This is a genomic window from Magnetococcales bacterium (genome assembly GCA_015231925.1).
GTDB lineage: Bacteria > Pseudomonadota > Magnetococcia > Magnetococcales > JADGAQ01 > JADGAQ01.
This window is the reverse complement of sequence record JADGAQ010000036.1, coordinates 1-21,882: the sequence shown is the minus strand read 5'-3', so window position 1 is coordinate 21,882 and position 21,882 is coordinate 1. Positions and strand designations below refer to the sequence as shown.

Here is a 21,882-nt window from a genome sequence, read left to right as displayed (position 1 = left end):
AGACTACCAGCACGAAGGGCCGTTGCTGCCCGAGGCACCCTTGGCGTTTCCTTTGCTGTTGTAGGTCAAAACAGCGCAGAGAGTATCCCCATTCTGCTCTTCTTGGGGTTGGGCGGCCAGGGTGTAGAAGGTTCCGTCCCCATCGGTGAGGAGAAGTTTGTAAAAGCCTCTGGGTGAGTTGACGGCAAAATCGCGAACGTTTTCGTATCCAAGCTCCCCCAGAGATGTAGCATATTTTTGGTGTAACTGAAAATATTCCCCCTGTTTCGAGATGATGACCTGGAGTCCATCCCGGCCATCCGCGCGATTTTGCACCAGCAGGAAATTGGGATACTCATACAAGGCGATGCCGCCCAGAATGATCAAGATTACCGTGAAATACCAGAAGAGGCTTCCCTCTCCCTCTGTTTCGCCATAGGCAATTCTGGATTCACTTTGGCTGGGGTTGCTGGCAATCATGGCAATGCGTCCCTGATCCGAAAGGTTGATGCGGATGTTTCGTTTGCCGAGAGGCTCAATCGAACCACTTCTTTTTCTTGAAGATGAAATAGCTGACCCCCAGCACGAGGATCAGAAAGGCCACCTCCAGAAAGAAGCCGTAGACGTGGTCCGTTCCCGCCTGGAAGGGAATGCCTTCCACATTGGTGCCAAGCAGGCTGGTAATGGCGTTCATCGGCATCAGATAGGCCGTGAAGACGGCCACGATCTTCATGGTTTCGTTCAGCTTGACATTCTGGTTGGCGGTAATCTCATCCTGCATGAGGACCGCGCGCTCACGGGTGGAGTCGAGATCGCCGATCTGGTGGTGCAGGCGTCCCTGGATCTCCTGCAGCAACTGCCGGTTGGACTCGTTGATCCAGGCGCGGCGTTGCTGCAATACGCTCAAGGCTTCGTGCTGCGGCACCAGTTGCCGCCGCAGGATGATCAGGCGGTGACGCAGCGCCACCAGTTCCTGTTGCAATTGGGCATGGGGATCCAGCAGGATGGTGTCCTCCAGATCGTCCACGTCGCGCCCGAGTTTCAAAACCAGCGGCTCCAGTCGGGCGATGATGCGCTGAATGGCGTGACCCAGGATCTCACCCGGATTGACGGGACCATCCCCGATCTGCAGGCTGCCGCGCACATCCTCGAAGCTGTGGGTGGGCGCGGAGCGCAGTGCAATCAGGCGATTGGCGTCGATCCAGATGTTGATGCCGGTCAGTTCGTCTTCCGGGCCCTGTCGCGCCTGATTCATGCCGAGCAGGGTGAGAAGGCTCCCCTGGCGAAAGGTCACGCAATTGGGGCGGTTGTTGTTGGAAAGCAGGGTTTCCACCGCCTCCGGGGGCAAACCGCTCTCGCGGCGCAGCCAGCGTTGCGTCTCCCCGCCGCTGGGGCGTCCGACCAGCCAGAGGATGCCTTGTTCGGGTTTCCAGTCGGCCACCTCTTTCCAGCCGACCTCCCGGCCTCCCCCCTTGCCATCCAGGATATAGGCGTATACGGGGCATGTGTTGCTCACCATGGCTCACACTCCCAGGACGAAGGTGGCGATAACAAAATAGTTGAGCACCCCGATGATATCGAGAATCGTGGTGAGGATGCGACCGGAGATCATGCCGGGGTTGGCGCGCAGGCGTTCGGAGAGCATGGACAGCACCAGGGCGATGAAAGCGCCGAAGAGCATGTTGAGCAGCACGGTGACCCCCACCACCTTTCCCAGAAGGGGATCCTTGAACAGGAACCAGGCTGTCAGACCGCCGACCAGGCCGTTGATGCAGCCCAAAACCAGACCGATGCCCAGTTCGGTGCCGAACAGGCCGGCGATCTGGCCCATGCGGGATCCCTTGGCGGTCAGGCCGTGAGCGGCCACGGTGGCTGTGGCCGTGCCGACCGATCCGGCCATATTCATCACCAGGGGAATGAAGGCGGCCAGGGCCATCTTGTGGCCCAGCAGGCTGCCGAAGAGGTCGATCACCCCGCTGGCCAGCAGGCCGCCCCCAAGGGCGGCCAACAGCCAGGGCAGGCGCAATTTCAGCGTTTTCATGAACGATTGCTGCGCCACCTCGGGCGGGGCGTTGGCCGACATCTTCAAGACATCTTCGGTGATGTCCTGTTCCAGGGTGGAGATGATGTCGTCCACGGTGACCACCCCCACCAGGACATCCATATCGTCCACCACGGGCACACCCAGGAGCCGGTAGTGTTTGACCATGTCGGCCACATCGGTGCTGGGGGTGTTGGTCAACACCTTGATGGTGCGGGAGTTCATGATTTCCGCCAGGGTTTTCGAGGGGTCGTTGAGAATCAGCTGGCGCAGTGAGCTGACCCCGATCAGGCGGCGTTTGTCGTCCACAATGTAGAGGTAGAAGACCATTTCGAAGTAGGGCAGACTGCGCACCGCCTCGATGGCGGCGCCGACCGTGGTATCCGCCGTCAGAGCGAAGAAGTCGGAGGTCATCAGACCCCCGGCGGTGTCGGAGTCGTATTGCAGCAGGTCTTCCACCTCCCGCATGCGCTCCTCGTCCAGGCCGCCCATGAAGCGTTTGGCCAGCTTGCTGTCGAGTTGCCCGATGATGTCGGCACGATCATCCGGAGGCAGCTCTTCCAGGATGGGAATCAGTTTGTCGGGGGAAAAATCCTGCATCAGGTGGTTGCGAAGCTCCGCACCCATGTGTTTCAGTGTGCTGGCCGCCAGTCCGTGGGAGGGAATCAGGAAAAAGATCTTGCTGGCCTCCTCCTCGGGATATCCGTCCAGGATGCGGGCCAGATCGGAGGGAAAGAGTCGGGACAGCACCTTTTGCAAGGCGGTATGGGACTGTTTGCGAAACAGTCGGCTGATGGTTTCCGCGTAGTCTTGCGAAGCCAGGCTGTTGCTTCCCCGGGAACCGGGAAATTCGGCGTGAATGGCGGCCATGGTTGACTCCCTTTTACACAAAGAGCAGTAGACCGGTCCCTGTGGACCGGCTGTAGCGTATTCCGGGTGATATTTAGCGGCGGAAGGGTGTCGGAAAGGACAAATACCCCGGTGACGACAGGCAACTGCGCAGTCTTATCCCGGAGGATTGATTTGCCCTGGAAAAACGATGGACAACCGATGAGGCGATACGCATACCGAAAACTCCCGCTGGGTGAGGAGAGGGTTTGCGGCTGCGATCTGTGACAAAGGGGGAATCCCCGCCCGAAGGTCGGGGTGGAGTGCCGAACCTAGCGGAACTGGGGAGGCTTGCCCCCGTCGGAGACGGGCAGGCCGCGACATGGTTTGTGACGACTGTGAGCGTCCATAAAAGGTTCGAGACTCCTGCCTCGGTTTTGGTGACGAACCCGAACCACGATGGGGTTCAGGGTTCCTGTTTGATCGACAATTTAGCAAATCACGGACCATAGTGTAAACGAAAAAACTGCCGTAAAATCAATTAAACTCCGTAATGCAAAAGGGATGATGTCTGCATTATGCAAACCGGAGCGTGAAGTGCAATGGATTCTGCAATGGGGGCGTGGCATGGGGCATGGGGGCAAGGACCATCTGGAAGCAAACGGCGCTTTGGTGAGACAACGTTGGCCCGAGGTGTGGCGCGGTTTGCCGGGGACAACTCCGCTCCATGGCTGGGAAGGCCCGGCCTCGACGGGGGTTCCCCTGCTCGAAGGGCGGCGTTTGTGCAGCCTCAACCATCGTGGGCAGGAGGCGCGTCGACAGGCGGCCACCATTCCCACGGAGGCCACGCTGGCCTGGGTTTACGGCCTGGGTTGCGGCGAACTGCCCCGGCTGCTGTTGAAGCGCAAAACCTTGCAGCAATTGACCGTGGTCTTGACCGATGCCGCCCTCTCACGCCTCTCCCTGAGCTGTTTCGACCATCGGGACTGGCTGAAGGATGGCCGGGTGGTGCTGCAAACCGCCGCCGAACACGGCGAGGGTCTGCGGCAGCCGTTTGCGGTCGTTCCTTTCGACGTGCAAAACGCACTGCCGGGTGCGGAGGGCGAGTCCTTGCGCCGTCGTTTGCAGTTCGAACTGGATGCCGCCATTCTCAATCAGGACCATCGCCGTCTGCCCTGGTTGCAAGCCCATATCACCGAGAACGCTCCCTTTCTGCAGCGGGACGGCGATGTGGGGGAGCTGGCCGGGCGCTGGCGGGGTCAAACCGTGCTGGTCGCCGCGGCCGGTCCCACCCTTTCCGATCACTTCGGGGCGATTGCTGCGGGGCGTCATCCCCTGCTGGTCGTGGGCGCGGCCCTCAAGCCACTTTTGGCGGCGGGTCTGCTTCCCGATGTGGTGGTCAGCCTCGATCCCGCGCCGATCACGGTGCAGCATTTCTGCACCGACCTGAGTCGTTTGCAGCAAACTCTGCTGGTCTACTTCCCCGCCACCCCGCCCCGGATCGTGGCCGACTGGCCGGGGCTCCGGCTGCAGGCTTGTTCCGAGAGCCTTCTCTACCGGGAATACTGCACCGCAAAACCCTCCTGCACCCGCCTGTTCAGCAGTGGCACCGTGACCCACGCCGTGGCTGATCTGGCCCTGTTGGGCGGGGCCGGGCGCATCTGTTTTCTGGGGGCCGACTTCGCCTTTCCCGGCGGGGCCAGCCATGTGGCGGGAACAGCCCATCGGCAGACGGCACCGACTGTCGGTCAGGAGAGTCTGCTCGATGGATTCGGTCAGCCGGTGGCCACCCTGCCCTCTCTGAAAAGCTACCTGCATGACCTCGAAGGTTTGGTGAAACGGCATCCGGAGGTCGAGTGGTTCCAGGCCAGCCGGCGCGGCGCGGCCATCTCCGGCTGCCGTTTCACGGAGGGCAGCGATTTGGAGGCTTTGCTGACCCTGCCGTTCCAGGCTGTGGAGCAGCCTGCGGAGCAGCGGCTGATTCAGGCCCGGGAGAAGGCCCGTCAGGGGCTTTGGTCCGAAGTGGAACCGTTGTTGGGCGCGGTGGGGGATGAGTTGCCGGAGATCGGCTTGCTGCGGGCCATGGCCCGTTTGCGCACCGGAGCGTGGCAGGCGGCTTTGAGCCTTGCGCAGACGATGCAGGAGCGTGTTTCGACGGATGCCGTGCGGCGAATCCGCCTGCTGGCCATCCGGGGCGAGGCCTTGCAATATCTGCAGGAGACGGCCGGCTCCCCGCCTTTGTTGGAAATGGCCATGGATTTGGCCAGGGCTGCGGGTTTGGGGGAGGAAGAGGCTTTTGTGGCGGCGAGTCAGGCCCGTTGTCTGCGCCATCGGGGTCAGTTGCAGCCGGCCTGCCAGCTTTGGCGGGAGGCGATCGAGCTGACCGGATCGGAGACGGAACGGGCCTTTCTGAAAGTCGAATTGGCGGATTTGCTGCAGCAGATGGTGGAGGTGTCCGGGGCGACCCTTCTCCTGGAGGAGGCCATTGCCGTTTTCGATGCGGCGGGTCTGGTTTACGGGGCGGGGTTGGCCCGTCACCGGCTCTATTTGCTCCGCATGGCCTTTCCGGAGGGGGCGCCACCGCCCGACCCCGATTGTCGCCGTGGATTGGCGCAGGTGGTGGAGGCCTTGCGTCAGGGGCGTATCGCCACTGGCAACCAGGCATTGGTTGGTGGTATCGACTGTCTGCTCAAGGCCATTCGGACCGGTCGGCTGCAACCGCTGCCTGCGGCGTTGCCGGATGTGATGAAGGCGGTGGTGCTGGCTCAGGTGGCGAGGGATTGGGTTCGGGTGGCGGATTTGTTGGAGTTCGAGTTGGTGGGGTTGTTGAATGGTAGAGGTAAGCGGCCTGTGTTTTGACGTTCAATATTTTTCCTTTAAGTATCAAAAAAAGAAAATGTTCTATCCTTTGACTTTAATTTTTTATATAATTAATATTATATATAAAAATTTTATATTTATTTTCAAAATTAAATGATAATAAAAAAGTCAAAGGATAGAGCATTTTCTTTTTTTTATACTTAAAGGGAAAATATTGAAAGTCAAAAAAATATCACTCCCAGCGTTTGATGCGGGCCATGACCGAGGCTGCCTCGTCTTCCCTCCCCGCCTCCATCAAAGCCCGATGCAACACCGTCACCAGCGCGTCGAGAAAAGCATACTCCCGCCGGTTGGGTGCGGCATCCAGCAGCTTGAAAGCCCGCTCCATGAACAACAGTCCTTCCGTGGCGCTGCCGATGTGGTGCAAATTCATGCCCAGTTTGTAACAGGCGAAAAGGTTCTCCGGCTCCCGGCTGACCCACTGCCGCAGAATGCGCACATTGCGCAAAAACTTCTCCCGGTTGCGGCCCCGTTCATAACCGTGATGCAACAGGGTCAAGGGAATCGGTGTCGGGACGAAACCCGGCCAGTGGCGTGCCAGACCGGGACGCACCGTCTCGTGAACCGGATTGACGAACCGCAGGCGCGGGTCGTTGCGGAACAGTCGCAACGACTTCTGCGGCAAGGTGACGCCGCTGTCGAGCCGATTCTTGATGGTAACCAGAAATCCCGGCTCCCCGGCGGGAAAACAGAGCTGTTCCAACAGGGTACGCAGCGACTGCCGAGGCGGCTCCGTCAGCTCTTCGTCGCAATCGACGGAGAAGACCCAGGCGAAACGGGCCCGCTGCAGGGCGGAATTCCGCGCTGCGGAAAAATCATCCTCCCATGCGCAGGAAGCGAGTTGCGCCCCCAGCTCCAGGGCGATCCGCGGGGTGTCATCCCGGGAGCCGGTGTCGACGAAGATCACCTCGTCGGCCAGTCGGATCAGCGGTGGCAGGGTGAGGGGCAACAGCTCCGCCTCGTCCCGTCCGATCATCACCACGCTCAACCCCATGGGGCAAAATGCCGAATCGCCGCTCATCGCACTCCATCACTGACCAGTATTGCCGAAGAGAACCCCTTTTTAGCCTGTCTTGCCCGGAAATGGCAAGCAGGGCTGCTCCAGGGAGAGGCCGGTTTCCGCGAGAAGAGCGGGAATTTTTTCAAGGTGGTCGAGAAGAAGGGCGACGCGGGCATCTTCCGGGCTGGCGCCATTGAGACAGTTGCGGGAGATGGCCTCCATCAAAGCCGTCCGATCCGCCTTCTCCAGGGCGGCGATATAGGCGTTGCGCCGACCGGTGGCATGGCCCAATAGTTTGCGCATGCGGCGGGACATGCCCATGTCGGTCACGCCCCGACTGCGCAGACTCTGGTCGAAACCTTCGAAGGTCAGATCCCACAAGGTCTGTACCCGAGGGCTGTCGGGGCCGTCGACGCTTTTCAACAGCCACAGGACGCGGGAGATCAACAGGAGCATCACCTCGAAGCGCACGTTGAAATCGTCCGGCAGTTGCAGATCGCCGGAGGCGGCGAGGTCCAGACTCTCCTGGGCCAGCCGGTCATGAACCGGCAGCAGTCCGGCTTTCAGCTCCTGGTGCCAGGCCTTTTTCAGGCGCCACTTGCGCAGAATTTGCATTAGATCTTTGCTCCGGGGCACGGGTTGGCTATCCTAAGAGGTGAAAGACCGTGCCATGAGCCGTCCACCCCAGCATACGAAGGTCGCAATCGACATGTCCCGAATCCTTCTCCTCCGCCGCACGACCGCTATTTTATGCCTGTTCCTGGCCGGATGTCAGGCTGCCGTGCAGGAAAAGGGCAATATTCTGGAGACGGACCGGATGCAGGAGATTCGCACCGGGGTGACGACCCGCTCCCGCGTCCAGGAGTTGCTGGGTCACCCCACCCTGGTCAACAGCTTTCGCCCGGACCGCTGGATCTACGTCCAGGATCGCCGCTACAAGGATCAGCGCAACACCAGCCGGTTGATCATCGATTTCGACAGCCGGGGTGTGGTGCGCAACGTGGAGCGCAATTTCGACAAGGAGGTTCTCGACCCCCGGGAGAGCCCCGATTCCCGCACCGAGAGCCTGTGGACCCATATGAAGCCCTGGGGGGGGCGGGAGCTTCCCAAAGCGGAAGGGGATGTCGATCCCCTCGACACCCGCAGTTGGTGGCAGAAGGTCTTGTTGATCCACCCGGAAAAAGACCAACCCGAGCCCGCGAAGGAAGAAAAGGGGGCCGATTCCGCCACCTGGCGTCGTCACCTGGGCACGGGACAATCCTCCGCTTCTTCCGGGTCGGTGCAGGAAGAGGGAACCGCCCCGGCCAGTCTGCCCACCTGGATGGGCAAGGCCCCCTGACCACGGAGAGCCATCATGGGAAAACTGGGGCTTGTCGGCGGAACCGGCCTGTTGGCGGCCACTCCCCTGCGCCACACCCGGCAGAGGGAGGTGACCACCCCCTATGGGCGGGTGGCCCTGCTGGAGACCTCCCGACTGGTCTTCCTGCAGCGCCACGGGCTGGAGGAGTACACCCCGCCCCATCGCATCAACCACGCCGCCAACCTGCACGCTCTCAAGGAGTCCGGGGTGGAGCGCATTCTGGCGGTGGGTTCGGTGGGCAGTCTGCAACGCGATATCCCGCCGGGACGATTCCTCGTTCCCGATGATTTTTATGCGCCCCAGGTCAATCCCACCTATTACGCCGACAGCCGGGGGCATCGCACTCCGGGTTTCGACCCCGCCTGGCGCGCCACACTGCTCGACACCTGGCGGGGTTTGGGACTGCCCGCCTGCCGGGAAAACGGCGTCTACTGGCAGACCAGCGGACCCCGTTTCGAAACCCCGGCGGAGATTCGTTTCCATCAGAGCGTCTGCCATGTGGTGGGCATGACCATCGCCTCGGAGTGCATTCTGGCCGCCGAATTGGACCTTCCCTACGCGGCGCTCTGTCTGGTGGACAACTACGCCAACGGACTGGAGTGGCAGCCGTTGACCTTCGAGGGCTTCAAAGCTCAGGTTAAACAGAACGAAGCCCAGCTCCTTTCCGCCATCGATGCTCTCACTACCGCCCTGATCGGAAATCCATCGTGAGTCGAGACCTGTTTATCCGCAACGCCTGGTTTGATGGCCGGGGACTCATCGACATCGCCATACGCGACGGTCGCATCCAGGCCATGGCCAGCGGGCTGGAACCCTCACCCGGCGTGGCCATCCTGGATGCCGAGGGCATGGCGGTCTCCCCCGGCCTGGTCAACGGGCATACCCACGCGGCCATGACCCTGTTTCGCGGCTACGGCGACGACATGCCCCTCATGGAATGGCTGCAGGAGCGTATCTGGCCGGCGGAAGCCCGCCTGAGCGAGGAGGATGTCTTCTGGGGCACCAAACTGGCCTGCCTGGAGATGATCCGCTCCGGCACCACCTGTTTTCAGGATATGTACTGGCACTTTCACGGCATGGCCCGTGCGGTGGAGGAGATGGGCCTGCGGGTGGGCGTCGGCGCGGTGATGATCGATGTGGCGGGAGCCGAACAGGCCGAAGCCTGCAAACGCGACACCGAACGCTGTTTCGAAGAGTCCTCCCGCTATTCCGACCGGGTGCGTTTCACCCTGACGCCCCACGCCATCTATACCGTCAGCGAGGAGAGTCTGCGCTGGACGGCGGATTTTTCGCAAAAACACGGCGTTCCGGTCCACATCCACCTCTCCGAAACCCGCTTCGAGGTGGAGGAGTGCCTGCGCCGTCACGGCATCCGGCCCGCCTTCCTGCTGGATCGGGCCGGGTTGCTGACGCCAAAGGTCATTCTGGCCCACGGGGTCTTCCTCGACGAGGCGGAACTCGATCTCATCGCGGAGCGGGGCGCCACCCTGGTCACCAATCCCGTTTCCAACATGAAACTGGCGGTGGGAGGCATCTTCCCCTATACCCTGGCCCGCAGCCGGGGCATACCGTTGGGATTGGGCACGGACGGCGCGGCTTCCAACAACAGTCTGGATCTGTTGCAGGATCTCAAGGTGCTGGCCCTGGTGCAAAAGCATCGGGATGCCGATCCCACCACCCTTCCCGGCGGGGAGGCCTGGTCTCTGGTCACCGGCGGCATGGCCCCCCTGCTGGGCGGCATCGGAGAGCTGGAGGTCGGCAAGGCGGCGGATCTGATCCTGTTGCGCCAGGACGCTCCCGAATGCCTGCCCCTGCACGATTTCACCTCCAATCTGGTCTACTCGGCCACCGGCCATCTGGTGGACAGCGTGGTGGTCGACGGGCGGCTCCTCATGCATCACCGCCGTATTCCCGGCGAGGAGGAGATCGTGCGGGAAGCGGTGGCGCGAGCCAAAGCGGTTTGTCACGGTTGAGCCTTTACGACCCCTTCTTTCACCCCAACCGCAGAATGGAAACACCATGAGCGCCTGGGAACACCTGCTGATTCTGGCTATTCGCCTCTCGCCCGAGGGAGAGACCCTGCTCTCCTGGCGTCTGGATGGACAAACCCTTGCTGCGGAAAGAAGGCTGACCGTCGCGGAGACGACCCGGCTGCGCCATGCCACGGACGACTGGCGCATGCTGGTCAAGAAGGGGGGCCATCCCACCTTGGGTGAAGCGGCCATGACCACCCTGGGGGTGGAACTCTTTTCCGTCTGGCTGCAGCCGGAATGGCCGCTCATCCAGGCCCGGCTCGACAGCGCCAAGGGGCTCTTTCTGGGCATCGCCAGCGATGTGGCGGAGTGGCTCATCCTGCCCTGGGAGTGTTTGACACCCCCGGAGAGACCGCCCCTGGGCCTCACTCCCGGCGTGGCGGTGCGCCGCCTGCCGCGACGCGACACGGAGGTCTCCACCGCCTGCGGCATTCCCTCTCCCCTGCCCTTGCGTCTGCTGATCGCCGTCGCCGCTCCCGAAACGCCCGCCGCTTTGGATGCCGACCGGTTGGAGGGGTTGGCCGTCGAGGCGGCGCTGGCGGGCCAGGATGTGGCCCTCGCCGTGGCCCCGGACGGAACGATGACCGGCATCCGGCAGGCCATCAGCGCCTTCCAGCCCCAGATCGTCTGGCTGATCGCCCCCACGGTGGTCAACAACGCCGCCGGTTTCGTGGCCCTCGAAGGCGGCGAAAGCGAAGTCCACGGGCCCGCCGAACTGGCGGAAGGGCTGTTGGCCGATTCCGGGGTCTCGATGGTCGTGGTCAGCGCCAATACCCTGGAAAAAGCCCCCCAATCAGGGGCCTGCGGCATGGTGGCTTCGGGTTTGGCCGCCACCCCCGGCCTGCTGGCGGCCCTGGCCTGGCCCCTCTCCCTGGAAGAACCCGCCGCCCGCGAGGCGATGCGCCGCCTGCTGGGGGTGATCGCCTCCGGCGCCACGGTGGACGAGGCGCTGCTTTCCGTGCGCCGGGCTGCCGACGCTGCCGTTCAGCCGCTGGCTTTCCTGCCCATGCTCTTCGGAGCCACCACCCGATCCCGGCTGGTCAACGCCGGAGGGGCGCGGCTTCCGGTCAACGCCATCGAAGTGGCGCAACCCCCCCTGCCCTCCCTGATTGCCGGTTGGGCGGCACCCTTCACCGGACGACGCGCCCTGCTGGCCCGTTTCGAGGCCATGTTGCGCCGAGCCGATGCGCCGGCCCTGCTCTTGTCGGGACCGGCAGGCATCGGCAAGACGGTTCTGGCCACCGCGCTGGCCAATCGCCTTTGCCCCGGCGAGTTTTCCCTGTTGACGCTCACCTCGTCGGCGTCGCTGCCGTTGACCTCCGGACGGCTGCTGATGGCCTGCGCCGAAGCCCTGCTGCGTGCCCGACAGAAGGATGCGGCGGACATCCTCCGCGATGCCAGCCTCTCCCTGGCGGACCGGCTGGGCTTTCTGGCGGCGGCCCTGCGGCGCTTTCCCTTCCTGCTGCTGCTGGATGGCGTGGAGTGGGATGCCCGGCAGCCCGGCAGCCTGCTCGCCGACGAAATGGTGGGGGCGTTTCTGCGCTACATGCTGAAGAACGGCTGCGGAAAATCGCGTCTTCTGTTGACCTCGCGCGGGGTTCCTTCGGCCCACGATCCCCTGTTGGCCGTCATCCATGCGGAAACGGTGCCTCCCCTGGGCGCCGGGGCGGTGCTGCGTCTGTTGGGCGGGGATCCCTGTTCCTGGCCGGCGGAGTGTGACGTGCCCCGCATGCTGGGCTTTCTGGAGGGTATCGCGCCGGTTCTCGGGGCCATGCCCGCGGTATGCGCACCACTGCGTCACGGTTTGCGGCTGCTGCCCTGGGAGGTCTTCGCCAAGGCCATGGATCAGGGCGGTGCGGTGCGCGGATCCACCTTGATGGCCCCCTCTACGGAAGGATTGGCCCTGGTGCGTTCCGTGCTGCACGATCTGTGGCCACCACCCAGCGCCCTGGCCACCCTGATGCTGCTCGATTTTCCCCTGACCGCCGGGGAGTTGGCCGAACTGGTCGGCCAGGAGGCCTCCGGGGTGGACGAGCAGTTGGCCGCCTGGCGGGAAGCGGGATTCGCCTTTGGCTGGTCCATCGAGGGGGAGACCTGCTGGAGTGCCCAACAAGCCTTTCCGGAATGGCTGCTCACCACCTTCGCCCTCTCCGGGGAGCAGCGCAAACGGGCTCATGCCGCTGCCGGGCGTCATCTGCTGCGGCTCTTCGACGCCAACGGCGAAGCACGCCTGCAACTCGACTGGACCGCCCTTCTGGAAAAGGCCGCCTGGCATCTTCAGGCCGGTGGCGCTTATCCGGAAGCCCTGGCGGCGGTCGATCGTCTCAGCCACGCCTGCCAGATTCACGGGCTGGCCGCCGACCTGCAACGCCTCAACGCCGCCCTGTTGCGGGACTATCCCCATCCCCGCCTGATGATCCACCTCTCCCGCGCCCAACTGATGGCGGGAGAGTCGGAACAGGCGGCGCTCGGTTTCCGGCAGGCGATTGACATAGCTGCGGCGCAGGGCATGCTCGAAGAGGAGATTCAGGGCAATACCGCCCTGGCCACCCTCCTGCTGCACGATCAGCAGGTGGAGCAGGCCTTCCCCCTGCTGCAGCGCGCCTACGATCTTCAGGAGGCCTCGGGCGATCGGGAGGGACTGGCCTCGACCTGCCATCTTCTGGCCGGGGCGGAGATGGGGCGGCAGAATTTCGACCGCGCGGAGAGTTGTCTGCTCAAGGCTCTGGCGCTGCACGAAGAGAGCGGGGATCTTCAGGGACAGGCCGCCTGCTGGCATCAGATGGCCCTGGTCGATCTGGAGCAGAACCGCCAGGAAGGGGCTCTGGCCAAACTGGCCCGTGCCGGCGAGATGCAGCGCGACAACGGACTGGCCGCGGGTCTGGCCGACACCCAGCGCATCGCCGGTCTGGTGCATTTCTCCCTGGGCAATCTGGCCTCGGCCAAGGCCTGTTTCGAAGAGGCCCTGCCCTGGCTGGAGGAGGCCGGTCCCAAAGCCATGCTGGGGCAGGTGCTGCACCAGTTGGCCACCATCAACCTGGAGGACCGGGAGCAGGATCTGGCCCTGGTGCGTCTGAAAGAGGCCCTGGCCATCAAGCGCCGCCTGGAGGATCAGCGGGGCGAGGCGGCGGCCTACTTCCAACTGGGCCGTCTGGCCAAGGAGCTGGGCAAGGACGATGGCGCCATGCGGCTGGTGGCGCTGTGTTATCGCCTCGATGCCCTGATCGATCACCCCGACGCCGACAGCGAACTCGATCTGTTCCACGAACTGGCGGAAGGGGCCGGGCTGGAACCCTTCCAGACGCGGGATGTGCTGGAAGAGGTCTGGGCCGAGTACGAGAAGGACCGGGGAGCCGCCCTGGTGGAAAAGGTTTTCCGCAAGCCACGGGCGATTCCCATCATTCCGATTCAGTCGTGAGGAGTGACGGTTCAGTACCCTGCACGGCCTGGTCGTTTCAACAAGGAAAAGTTCCAGGGCGCGGCCCTGGACCCGTCGGGGGGGATGATCCCCCCCGAACCCCCGTATACCTGATCAATCGGATATCGTGAGGAATTGATTCATGCAAAAGGTATTGGTGGCCCAGGGAGGCGGTCCCACCGCCGTCATCAACCAGTCTCTGGCGGGTGTGGTGCTGGAGGCCCGGCGTCTGCCGGGAGTGGAAAAGGTCTACGGTGCGCAGAACGGCGTGCGGGGCATCGTGGACGAGCGACTGCTCGATCTGACCCGCGAGGCCCGTTCCAGCCTGGAAGCCGTGGCCGATTCCCCCGGCTCGGCCCTGGGCTCCACCCGCGACAAACCCGATCGGGCCTATTGCCAGGAGATCTTCAAGGTTTTGCAGCGGCATGAGATCGGCGCATTCTTCTATATCGGCGGCAACGACTCCTCCGATACCCTGCGCATCGTGGGCGAGTTCGCCCGTGAGGAAGGCGTCGATCTGACCTGCGTGCATGTGCCCAAAACCATCGACAACGACCTGATGGGCAACGACCACACCCCCGGCTTCCCTTCGGCGGCCCGTTTCGTGGCCAGCGCCTTCGCCGGATGCGACCTGGACAACCGGTCGCTGCCGGGCATCTATGTGGCGGTGGTCATGGGACGCCATGCCGGGTTCCTCACCGCCGCCTCCGCCATGGCCCGCCGGGGCCGGGACGACGGCCCCCATCTGATCTACGTGCCGGAGCGCACCTTCGATCCGGACCGGTTTCTGGAGGAGGTGCAGGAGGTCTACAAACGCCTGGGACGTTGCGTGGTGGCGGTTTCGGAGGGCATCCACGACGCCGGGGGCCAACCCATTATCACCCGCCTGAAGCAGGAGGTGGAACGGGACGCCCACGGCAACGTGCAGCTTTCCGGAACGGGCGCCCTGGCAGACCTGCTCACCGAAACCATCAAAAGCCGCACCGGCATCAAACGGGTGCGGGGCGATACCTTCGGTTATCTGCAACGCTCCTTCCTGGGAGTGGTGTCGGAGGTGGATCGCAAGGAGGCCCGCGCCGTGGGCGAATGGGCGGCCCATTTCGGCCTAGGCGGCGGTCGGACCGGGTCGGTGGCTATCGAACGGGTCGGGGAATACCAGGTGAATTACCGGCTGATCCCCCTGGACGAGGTGGCGGGGCGCACCCGGGTCATGCCCGATCACTTCCTGACGGAGGGGCGTCCCGATGTCACCGAGGCCTTTCGCACCTACATGACGCCCCTGCTGGGGACGGCCCTTCCCGAAGTGGCCCGCTTGCAGGCTCCGTCCGTGCCAAAACTGCCACAGGGATAACGGTTCAGGACTCTGCACGGCTCGGCGTGACCGCATCAACGGCGAAAGGAAATGTCCCAGGGCTCTGCCCTGGACCCGTCGGGGGGGATAATCCCCCCCGAACCCCCGTATACCGGAACAGATACCCACAGGATTAGGATCGATGGACGATCATGCGGAACGGGAGACTCCCGAAGAACCCTTCGCGCGTATTCGGGAGATTCCCTACAACTACACCTCCTTTTCGGATCGGGAGGTGGTGTTTCGCCTTTTGGGCGCACCCATGTGGGATGTGCTCAACGAGTTGCGGGGCAAACGGCGCACCGGGCGCAGCGCCCGCATGCTTTTCGAGGTGCTGGGCGCGATTTGGGCCATCTCCCGCAACCCCTATCTGCAGGAAGACCTGTTGCAGCACCCCAAGCGCCGTCTGGGGCTCAAGGAGACCCTGACCTTGCGGCTGGACCAGATTCGGGATCGGGCCCAGGGCAACGAGCTGGTGTTCAAGCTGGTCCACGAGGCGCGTCGCGCTTCACGGGAGCTGCTGGACTGGTTCGAGGAGCAGAAGGAGAAACGGGAAACCACGCTGCAACGCCTCTCCCGCGAGACGCGGGAGGCCAACATCGACTTCTCCCCGGCCAGCCGCATCGCCCACATGACCGATGCCACCGACTGGCGCGTGGAGGCTCCTTTCGTGGTGCTGCTGCCTGATCGGGAGGAGGAGCTGCCCGGACTGGTGCGGGGTTGCATCGATCTGGGGCTGACCATGATCCCCCGAGGGGGCGGCACGGGTTATACCGGTTCGGCGGTGCCGCTGCATCGCAACAGTGCGGTCATCAATACCGAAAAGCTCGACTTCATCGAGGAGATCGAACGCAAATCGCTGTCGCCCGCAGGGCGTCGCGTGCCCACGGTGCGGGTGGGCGCGGGCGCGGTGACCAAACGGGTCAGCGAGAAGGCCGAAAGCGCCGGCTGGGTCTTCGCCGTCGATCCGACCTCCCAGGGAGCCTCCACCATCGGCGGCAACATCGCCATGAACGCCGGGGGCAAGAAGGCCGTCCTCTGGGGCACCACCCTGGACAACCTGCTCTCCTGGCGCATGGTGGACCCGGAGGGCAACTGGCTGGACGTGGAGCGGCTGGACCACAATCTGGGCAAGATCCACGACCTGCCCCAGGCCCGTTTCAAGGTGCGTCGCAGCCGGCCCGACGGACGGCTCCTGTCGGAAAACGACATCGTTCTCGACGCCGGGGAGATTCGCAAACCCGGTCTGGGCAAGGATGTGACCAACAAGGTGCTGGGCGGCCTTCCGGGGGTGCAGAAGGAGGGCTGCGACGGGCTGGTCACCAGCGCCTGCTTCATTTTGCACCGCATGCCGGCGGCCATTCGCACGGTTTGTCTGGAGTTCTACGATCCCGATCTGGGCTACGCGGTGCCCGCCATCGTGGAGATCAAGGCCTTTCTGGACACCCATCGGGAGGTGAAGTGCGCCGGGCTCGAACACCTGGATGAACGCTACGTCCAGGCCATCGGCTACAACGCCAAGGCCTCCCGCGACGCCCGTCCCAAGATGGTGCTGCTGCTGGACGTGGTGGGCGAGTCGGAGAACGCCGTGGCCGAAGCCGCCTCCCATGTGGTCGGTCTGGCCAACGCCCGCGGCGGGGAGGGTTTCATCGCCGTTTCGCCCCAGGCCCGTCACCTCTTCTGGGCGGATCGCTCCCGTACCGCCGCCATCGCCGCCCACACCAACGCCTTCAAGGTCAACGAGGACGTGGTCATCCCCCTGGAAAAGCTGGGGGAGTACAGCGAAGGCATCGAACGCATCAACATCGAGCAGTCCATCGGCAACAAGATCGCCATCGTTCAGGCGGTGCGCCTCTTTTTGCAGAGCAAGGAGTTCACCGGCCTGCTGCCGGCGGAACTCGCCTCCAGCGACGAGCAGGATGTCACCCCGGTGGAGGCCAAGAAAGAGGCGGTTCTGGCCCTGCTGGACACGGTGGAGCCGCGTTGGCAACAGATTCTGTCGCGTCTGGACCAGTCGGCGCAGCAGTGTTCCGAACTGCTGGAGCCGGCCTCCCGTGAGGCGGTGCGCGGCTCCGAGAGCCTGTTGAAGGTGTTGCTGCGGCGGGATGTGCGCATCTCCTACCGTCAGGAGGTGATGCTGCCGTTGCGCAACCTTTTCGCCGGGGATCTCTGGGCCGGGGTGCGCAATCAACTCGACGCCATTCACGGGCGCATCCGCTCCAGCCGCTTGTTCGTGGCGCTGCACATGCACGCCGGAGACGGCAACGTCCACACCAACATCCCGGTCAACTCCAACGACTACGCCATGTTGCAGGAGGCGGAACGCATCGTGGAGCGGGTCATGCATCTGGCGCTGGCTTTGGGCGGGGAGATCTCCGGCGAACACGGCATCGGCATGACCAAGATCGCCTATCTCGATCCCGCCAAGATCGCCGCCTTCAAGGCCTACAAGGAGGCGGTCGATCCCAGGGGGCACTTCAATCGCGGCAAGCTGGAGCGCAGCGCCGATCTGCGCATGGCCTACACCCCTTCCCTGCGGCTGGTGCAGCAGGAGGCCCTGCTGCTGCACGAAAGCGCCTTCGGCAAACTCAACGACCTGATCCGCCACTGTCTGCGCTGCGGCAAGTGCAAGCCGGTCTGCACCACCCATGTGCCCCGCGCCAACCTGCTCTACTCCCCCCGCAACAAGATTCTGGGCAGCGGACTGGTCATCGAGGCCTTTCTCTTCGAGGAGCAGGCGCGGCAGAAGATCTCGTTGCACCACTTCGACCATCTGCAGGAGTTGGCCGACCATTGCACCGTCTGTTCCCGCTGTTTGACCCCCTGTCCGGTGAAGATCGATTTCGGGCGGGTCAGCATGCACATGCGGGAGCTGCTCAAGAGTCGCCGGGGGCGGCAGGGTTCCCCCGGACATCGTCTGGCCCTGGCCTTTTTGAACACCACCGATCCGCGCACCATTCGCGTGTTGCGGCTGCTCATGGGGCGGCTCGGTTTCTGGGGGCAGCGCCTGGGGTTCCGCATCGTGCGGGCCTTGGGACGCCACCGTTCGGAACATCCGCCCGCGCCGACGCCCACCCCTCCGACGGCGCTGGCCCAGACCATCCATCTCTTCAACCGGCCACTGCCGGGGGGCATTCCCCACGCTTCGTTGCGGGCCATGCTGCGTTTGGAGGAGAAGGATGTCATTCCCATCATCCGCAAACCGGGTCTGACATCGAGCGAGGCGGTCTTCTATTTCCCCGGCTGCGGCTGCGAGCGCTTGTACAGCGACATCTCCCTGGCGCTGCTGGCCCTGTTGTACGATGCGGGGGTGCAGACCGTGCTGCCTCCGGCCTACACCTGTTGTGGATATCCCCAGGCGGCGGCGGGTCTGACCAGTCAGAGCCGACAGATGATTCTCTCCAACCGGGTGTTGTTCCACCGTGTGGCCAACGCCATCAACTATCTGGAGGTCAAAACGGTCCTGGTGACCTGCGGCACCTGTCTGGCGCAGCTCAAGGCCTACGCCTTCGAGGAGATCTTCCCCGGCTGCCAACTGCTGGATGCCCACGAATATCTCCTGGCCAAGGGCATTGTCCTGGCCGACAAACCGGGACGGCCCCCCTTCCTCTACCACGATCCCTGCCACTCGCCCACCACCGGGGGAAAACCGTTGGAAGTGGCCAGCCGCCTCATGGGAGCCAAGGCCATTGTCAGCGAGCGCTGTTGCGGCGAAGCGGGCACGTTTGCGGTCTCCCGTCCCGACATCGCCATTCAGACCCGTTTCCGCAAGGAGGAGGATTTGCTGGCCGGGGCGGCGCAGTGCCAACGCGAAGGGGCGCTGCACGGCCAGGTGCTGACCACCTGCCCCTCCTGCTACCAGGGCCTGTCCCGCTACGCCCCCACCACCGGCCTGCAGGCCCGCTTCATGGTGGAGGCTCTGGCGGAGGCCCGATTGGGTGAGGATTGGGCCAAAACCATCCTCAAACACATCCGCCACGGCGGGGTGGAGAAGGTGTTGATTTAGGGCCTCAAAGAATAACGGGGGTCCGGGGGGGATTATCCCCCCCCGGCCCAGGGCTGCGCCCTGGGACTTTTCCTTCTTCTGTTGACCTCCCAACCCCATGGGGTCCAGGGGGCACCCCTGGGACTTTTCCTTTCGCCGTCAACATGTTCATGTCTCGCTGGATTGGATGTTGAACAGTCACGATTGAGTCTTTTGCTCAATCGACGCAAAACCTCTTGTCGGCCACCCTGAAAAGACCTACAGTTTCCAGGACAAGCAACCTCCCGGAGACTGGCCATGAAGCTGATTTTTGCCCTGGATGGGGATTTTCTGCGTTTTGGTGACCAAAGCCGCCGCCTGACCGAGGTGGATTTCACCTCGTGGCGAGGCTGGACCGAGCGATACGAGGCCGTTCTCCTGACGAAGTCCTGGCCAGAACTCCTTCCTTTGGGACAGGAGATGTTCCGATGGCTGGACGGCTCCTCCCAATGGTTGGCCCCCCTTACCCGCGGGTTTGGGGAGTGGGTCTTCGAGTTTCACACCCTCGTGCCGCTCTCGGACCGCGCCCGTCTGTTTCACGCCATCCCCTGGGAGATTCTGGCCCAGGAGTCGTTTTTGGCCGAAGGCAAACGTCTTTTCATCCCCCTGCGGCGTCTGACCGGAGCGGCGGAGCCCCCTGCCCCACCCAGATACCGGGATCTCTCCCTGCTCTTCATGGCGGCTGCCCCGGAGACGCAAAAGGTACTCGATTTCGAGGCGGAAGAGGCGGGTATTCTGGAGGCCACCCAGGGGTTGGATCTCAACCTCTTCGTGGAGGAGAGCGGTTCACTGGAACCGTTGAGAAAACGGCTGGGGCGCATGGAGCTTCCGGAGATTCTGCACCTCTCCTGCCACGGCGATATCGAGGATGGAAAGGGTCTGCTGATTCTGGAGGACGAGGCCGGATGGCCCCAGAAGGTTCAAGCCAAAGAGCTTGTTGACAAACTGGCCCCCCATTTGCCACCCCTGCTCTTTCTCTCGGCCTGTCGCACGGCGGAAAACCGTCATCAGGCCCTGCCCCTGGCCCTGGAGATGGTCGAGGCCAATGTGTGCAACGTGCTGGGCTGGGATGGTTCGGTGCGGGATCGCGACGCCATCGCCTTCGCCCAGGTCTTTTACGGTCACCTGGCCGGGAACAAGCCCGTTGCCCAGGCCGCCGCCCTGGCCCGCGCCGCCTTGCTGGAGCAGCACCGCCGGGAGGCCGATATGGTGCATTGGCATCTGGCGCGGGTTTATGTCGGGCCACACGGCGGCGGCAGTCTGTGCAACATCCACGGCAAAAGGCACCCCCAGCAACAGGAGGACGGCTACCGGGAGTTTCTCGATCTGGGCAAGAAGGTTCCCGTCGCCTCCCGTGACGAGTTCGTGGGGCGTCGCCGCCAGATTCAGCGGGTGATTCACGCCGCCCGTCAACGGAGCCATTGGGGTGTCGTGCTGCACGGCATGGGCAACCGGGGCAAGTCGAGCCTGGCGGCGCGGGTGGCCAATCGTCTGACGGGTCACCGCCGCGCCGTGATCTACGACGATTATAGCGTCATGGCCATTTTCCATGCGGTGCTTGCGGGTTTGCCGGGTAAAAAAAAGGTCCCCTCTCTGCGACAGAGATGGCAATCCGCGATTCATCAGGGTGGAGCAGTTGCCCTGCAAGACTTTTTAGAATCGCTGCTGCAGAAGGCTTCCTCACCGATTCTGCTGATTCTGGACGATCTGGAACGCACCCTGCAGCCGCCCGGCGAAAACCCCGACCAGACCCTCTGTCTGCCGCAGCATGTGGAGACGCTGCAAGCCGTTTTGCAGGCCTTCCAGAATCAGGCGAAGCAGGGGGGGCACCTGTTGCTGTTGACCAGCCGTTACCGTTTTGTGCTGCCGGACCGGCGGGGGCGCAATCTGGCGGAGGCGCTTCTGGCGGTTGAACTGCCGCCGATGAATGAGACCGAACGGCGCAAACAGTGGCGGGCGCAACTGCGGCAGTCGGGCTCCAGCCGTGCCGAGGCTTTGCGGGAGCGCATCCTGAAAGCGGCCAACGGCAACCCCGGCCTGCAGAACCTGCTCACCGGGGTGGTGCATCGGGGCGCTTTCGAGGAGGCCGAAAAGGCCGTGGCCGCCGTGGAACACTACCTGCTGACCGGCGCGATTCCCCAGGATCGGGATGCGGGGGAATTCTTCCGCCGCGTGGCCCTCGATGCCCTGAAGGGGGCGTTGAACGCCGAACAGAGCCGGGCCCTGCGCAACCTCTTCCTCTTCGCCCGCCCCCAGCCGGAAGCCGTATTGCTCAAGGTGATTGCCGCCGCCAACCCCAAGGCCATCCTCAGCCGGTTCATCGATCTGGGCCTGGTGGATGGCTATTGGCATGCTTGGAAGAAGCGACTCCACTATTTGCCCGATGCCCTGCTGCACCCCCTGTTTAATCCGTTGTCCGAAACCGAGCAGACCGCCCTGTCGCGGCAGAGCATCGAGGAGGTGGGGCGATGCTGGCAAGAAGATGAAGGCCATTTGCCCCGATCCGAAGAGTCCCTTGAGATCTATCGCCTGGCCCAACTGGCGGAACACGCCTCCGTGATGGCCGCAGCGGCGGAATGGGGCGGATTTTGGCTGAAACGGGAACAGTATGAGGCCAAAGAAGCCCTGAAGATGGTCACCCGGGCCGTCGACGCCCTGGACCGGCAGGGCTTGTCCCCCCGAGCCGATTTGCTGCGCCTGGGCGGGGAGTGCGCCATGGCGTTGGGGGAGGCACAGCAGGGTGATGCCTTCTTGCAGCGCGGTTTGGCCTTGCCCGGGGCCGACCCGGTGGACCAGGCCCAGTTGTGGTTTGAATGGGCAGCGCGGCTGATGGGACGCGGGGAATTGAAGGAAGCCGAAAACTGGCTGCAGAAGGCGGAAGAGGTCTTCCTGAAGGCTGGAGAGGTGAGGTCACGTGCGGTCACCCTTGGCCAAATAGCCGATATCCTTCAAGCCCGAGGTCAACTGG

The 21,882-nt window shown here is 63.5% G+C and carries 13 protein-coding genes; 8 read left to right on the top strand and 5 right to left on the bottom strand.

Annotated features, from left to right (window positions below):
• Nucleotides 1–3 precede the first annotated feature (3 nt).
• From HQL56_06285 to mgtE, 3 genes are read right to left on the bottom strand one after another with little or no spacing between them, the layout of a single operon-like run.
• Complete coding sequence (locus HQL56_06285; GenBank protein MBF0309116.1) at nucleotides 4–459, bottom strand: hypothetical protein; 456 nt, start codon at nucleotides 457–459, stop codon at nucleotides 4–6.
• Nucleotides 460–514: 55 nt separating this feature from the next.
• Complete coding sequence (locus HQL56_06280) at nucleotides 515–1,498, bottom strand: hypothetical protein (GenBank protein ID MBF0309115.1); 984 nt, start codon at nucleotides 1,496–1,498, stop codon at nucleotides 515–517.
• Nucleotides 1,499–1,501: 3 nt separating this feature from the next.
• Nucleotides 1,502–2,890 (bottom strand): magnesium transporter, encoded by a 1,389-nt coding sequence (gene mgtE / locus HQL56_06275; GenBank protein MBF0309114.1) that lies wholly within the window; start codon nucleotides 2,888–2,890, stop codon nucleotides 1,502–1,504.
• Between the two features lie 555 nt (nucleotides 2,891–3,445).
• Here mgtE and HQL56_06270 point away from each other — a divergent pair.
• A complete protein-coding gene (locus HQL56_06270) occupies nucleotides 3,446–5,707 on the top strand; it encodes a DUF115 domain-containing protein (protein MBF0309113.1) in 2,262 nt (753 codons plus the stop codon).
• Between the two features lie 193 nt (nucleotides 5,708–5,900).
• Here the strand turns inward: HQL56_06270 and HQL56_06265 are convergent, their stop codons facing one another.
• Both HQL56_06265 and HQL56_06260 read right to left on the bottom strand, forming a co-directional pair.
• Nucleotides 5,901–6,749 (bottom strand): glycosyltransferase, encoded by an 849-nt coding sequence (locus HQL56_06265; GenBank protein MBF0309112.1) that lies wholly within the window; start codon nucleotides 6,747–6,749, stop codon nucleotides 5,901–5,903.
• Between the two features lie 42 nt (nucleotides 6,750–6,791).
• Nucleotides 6,792–7,343, bottom strand: coding sequence for a hypothetical protein (locus tag HQL56_06260; protein MBF0309111.1), 552 nt, complete (start codon nucleotides 7,341–7,343; stop codon nucleotides 6,792–6,794).
• A 94-nt stretch (nucleotides 7,344–7,437) separates the two neighbouring features.
• On the opposite strand from HQL56_06260, the gene HQL56_06255 reads away from it, so the two are divergent.
• From HQL56_06255 to HQL56_06225, 7 genes are all read left to right on the top strand, one after another.
• Nucleotides 7,438–8,067, top strand: coding sequence for an outer membrane protein assembly factor BamE (locus HQL56_06255; GenBank protein ID MBF0309110.1), 630 nt, complete (start codon nucleotides 7,438–7,440; stop codon nucleotides 8,065–8,067).
• Nucleotides 8,068–8,082: 15 nt separating this feature from the next.
• Nucleotides 8,083–8,799: an MTAP family purine nucleoside phosphorylase gene (locus HQL56_06250; GenBank protein ID MBF0309109.1), complete on the top strand. Its 717-nt coding sequence runs from the start codon at nucleotides 8,083–8,085 to the stop codon at nucleotides 8,797–8,799.
• A complete protein-coding gene (locus tag HQL56_06245; protein MBF0309108.1) occupies nucleotides 8,796–10,061 on the top strand; it encodes an amidohydrolase in 1,266 nt (421 codons plus the stop codon). The genes HQL56_06250 and HQL56_06245 overlap by 4 nt, the downstream gene beginning before the upstream one ends.
• Before the next feature lie 46 nt (nucleotides 10,062–10,107).
• Nucleotides 10,108–13,539, top strand: coding sequence for an AAA family ATPase (locus HQL56_06240; protein ID MBF0309107.1), 3,432 nt, complete (start codon nucleotides 10,108–10,110; stop codon nucleotides 13,537–13,539).
• A gap of 142 nt (nucleotides 13,540–13,681) precedes the next feature.
• Entirely contained in the window at nucleotides 13,682–14,890 is a 1,209-nt protein-coding gene (locus HQL56_06235) for a 6-phosphofructokinase (GenBank protein MBF0309106.1), read from the top strand.
• A 142-nt stretch (nucleotides 14,891–15,032) separates the two neighbouring features.
• Nucleotides 15,033–18,896, top strand: a complete 3,864-nt coding sequence (locus HQL56_06230; GenBank protein MBF0309105.1) for a DUF3683 domain-containing protein — start codon at nucleotides 15,033–15,035, stop codon at nucleotides 18,894–18,896.
• Nucleotides 18,897–19,172: 276 nt separating this feature from the next.
• Nucleotides 19,173–21,882 (top strand): CHAT domain-containing protein (locus HQL56_06225; GenBank protein MBF0309104.1); only part of this gene is annotated, 2,710 nt, incomplete at its 3' end.

Excerpts from the sequence above, each read along its gene's own strand:
- HQL56_06250 (MBF0309109.1), top strand. The coding sequence starts at position 8,083 with ATGGGAAAACTGGGGCTTGTCGGCGGAACCGGCCTGTTGGCGGCCACT.
- HQL56_06285 (MBF0309116.1), bottom strand. The coding sequence starts at position 459 with ATGATTGCCAGCAACCCCAGCCAAAGTGAATCCAGAATTGCCTATGGC.
- HQL56_06230 (MBF0309105.1), top strand. The coding sequence starts at position 15,033 with ATGGACGATCATGCGGAACGGGAGACTCCCGAAGAACCCTTCGCGCGT.
- HQL56_06235 (MBF0309106.1), top strand. The coding sequence starts at position 13,682 with ATGCAAAAGGTATTGGTGGCCCAGGGAGGCGGTCCCACCGCCGTCATC.
- HQL56_06255 (MBF0309110.1), top strand. The coding sequence starts at position 7,438 with ATGTCCCGAATCCTTCTCCTCCGCCGCACGACCGCTATTTTATGCCTG.
- HQL56_06240 (MBF0309107.1), top strand. The coding sequence starts at position 10,108 with ATGAGCGCCTGGGAACACCTGCTGATTCTGGCTATTCGCCTCTCGCCC.
- HQL56_06260 (MBF0309111.1), bottom strand. The coding sequence starts at position 7,343 with ATGCAAATTCTGCGCAAGTGGCGCCTGAAAAAGGCCTGGCACCAGGAG.
- mgtE (MBF0309114.1), bottom strand. The coding sequence starts at position 2,890 with ATGGCCGCCATTCACGCCGAATTTCCCGGTTCCCGGGGAAGCAACAGC.
- HQL56_06280 (MBF0309115.1), bottom strand. The coding sequence starts at position 1,498 with ATGGTGAGCAACACATGCCCCGTATACGCCTATATCCTGGATGGCAAG.
- HQL56_06265 (MBF0309112.1), bottom strand. The coding sequence starts at position 6,749 with ATGAGCGGCGATTCGGCATTTTGCCCCATGGGGTTGAGCGTGGTGATG.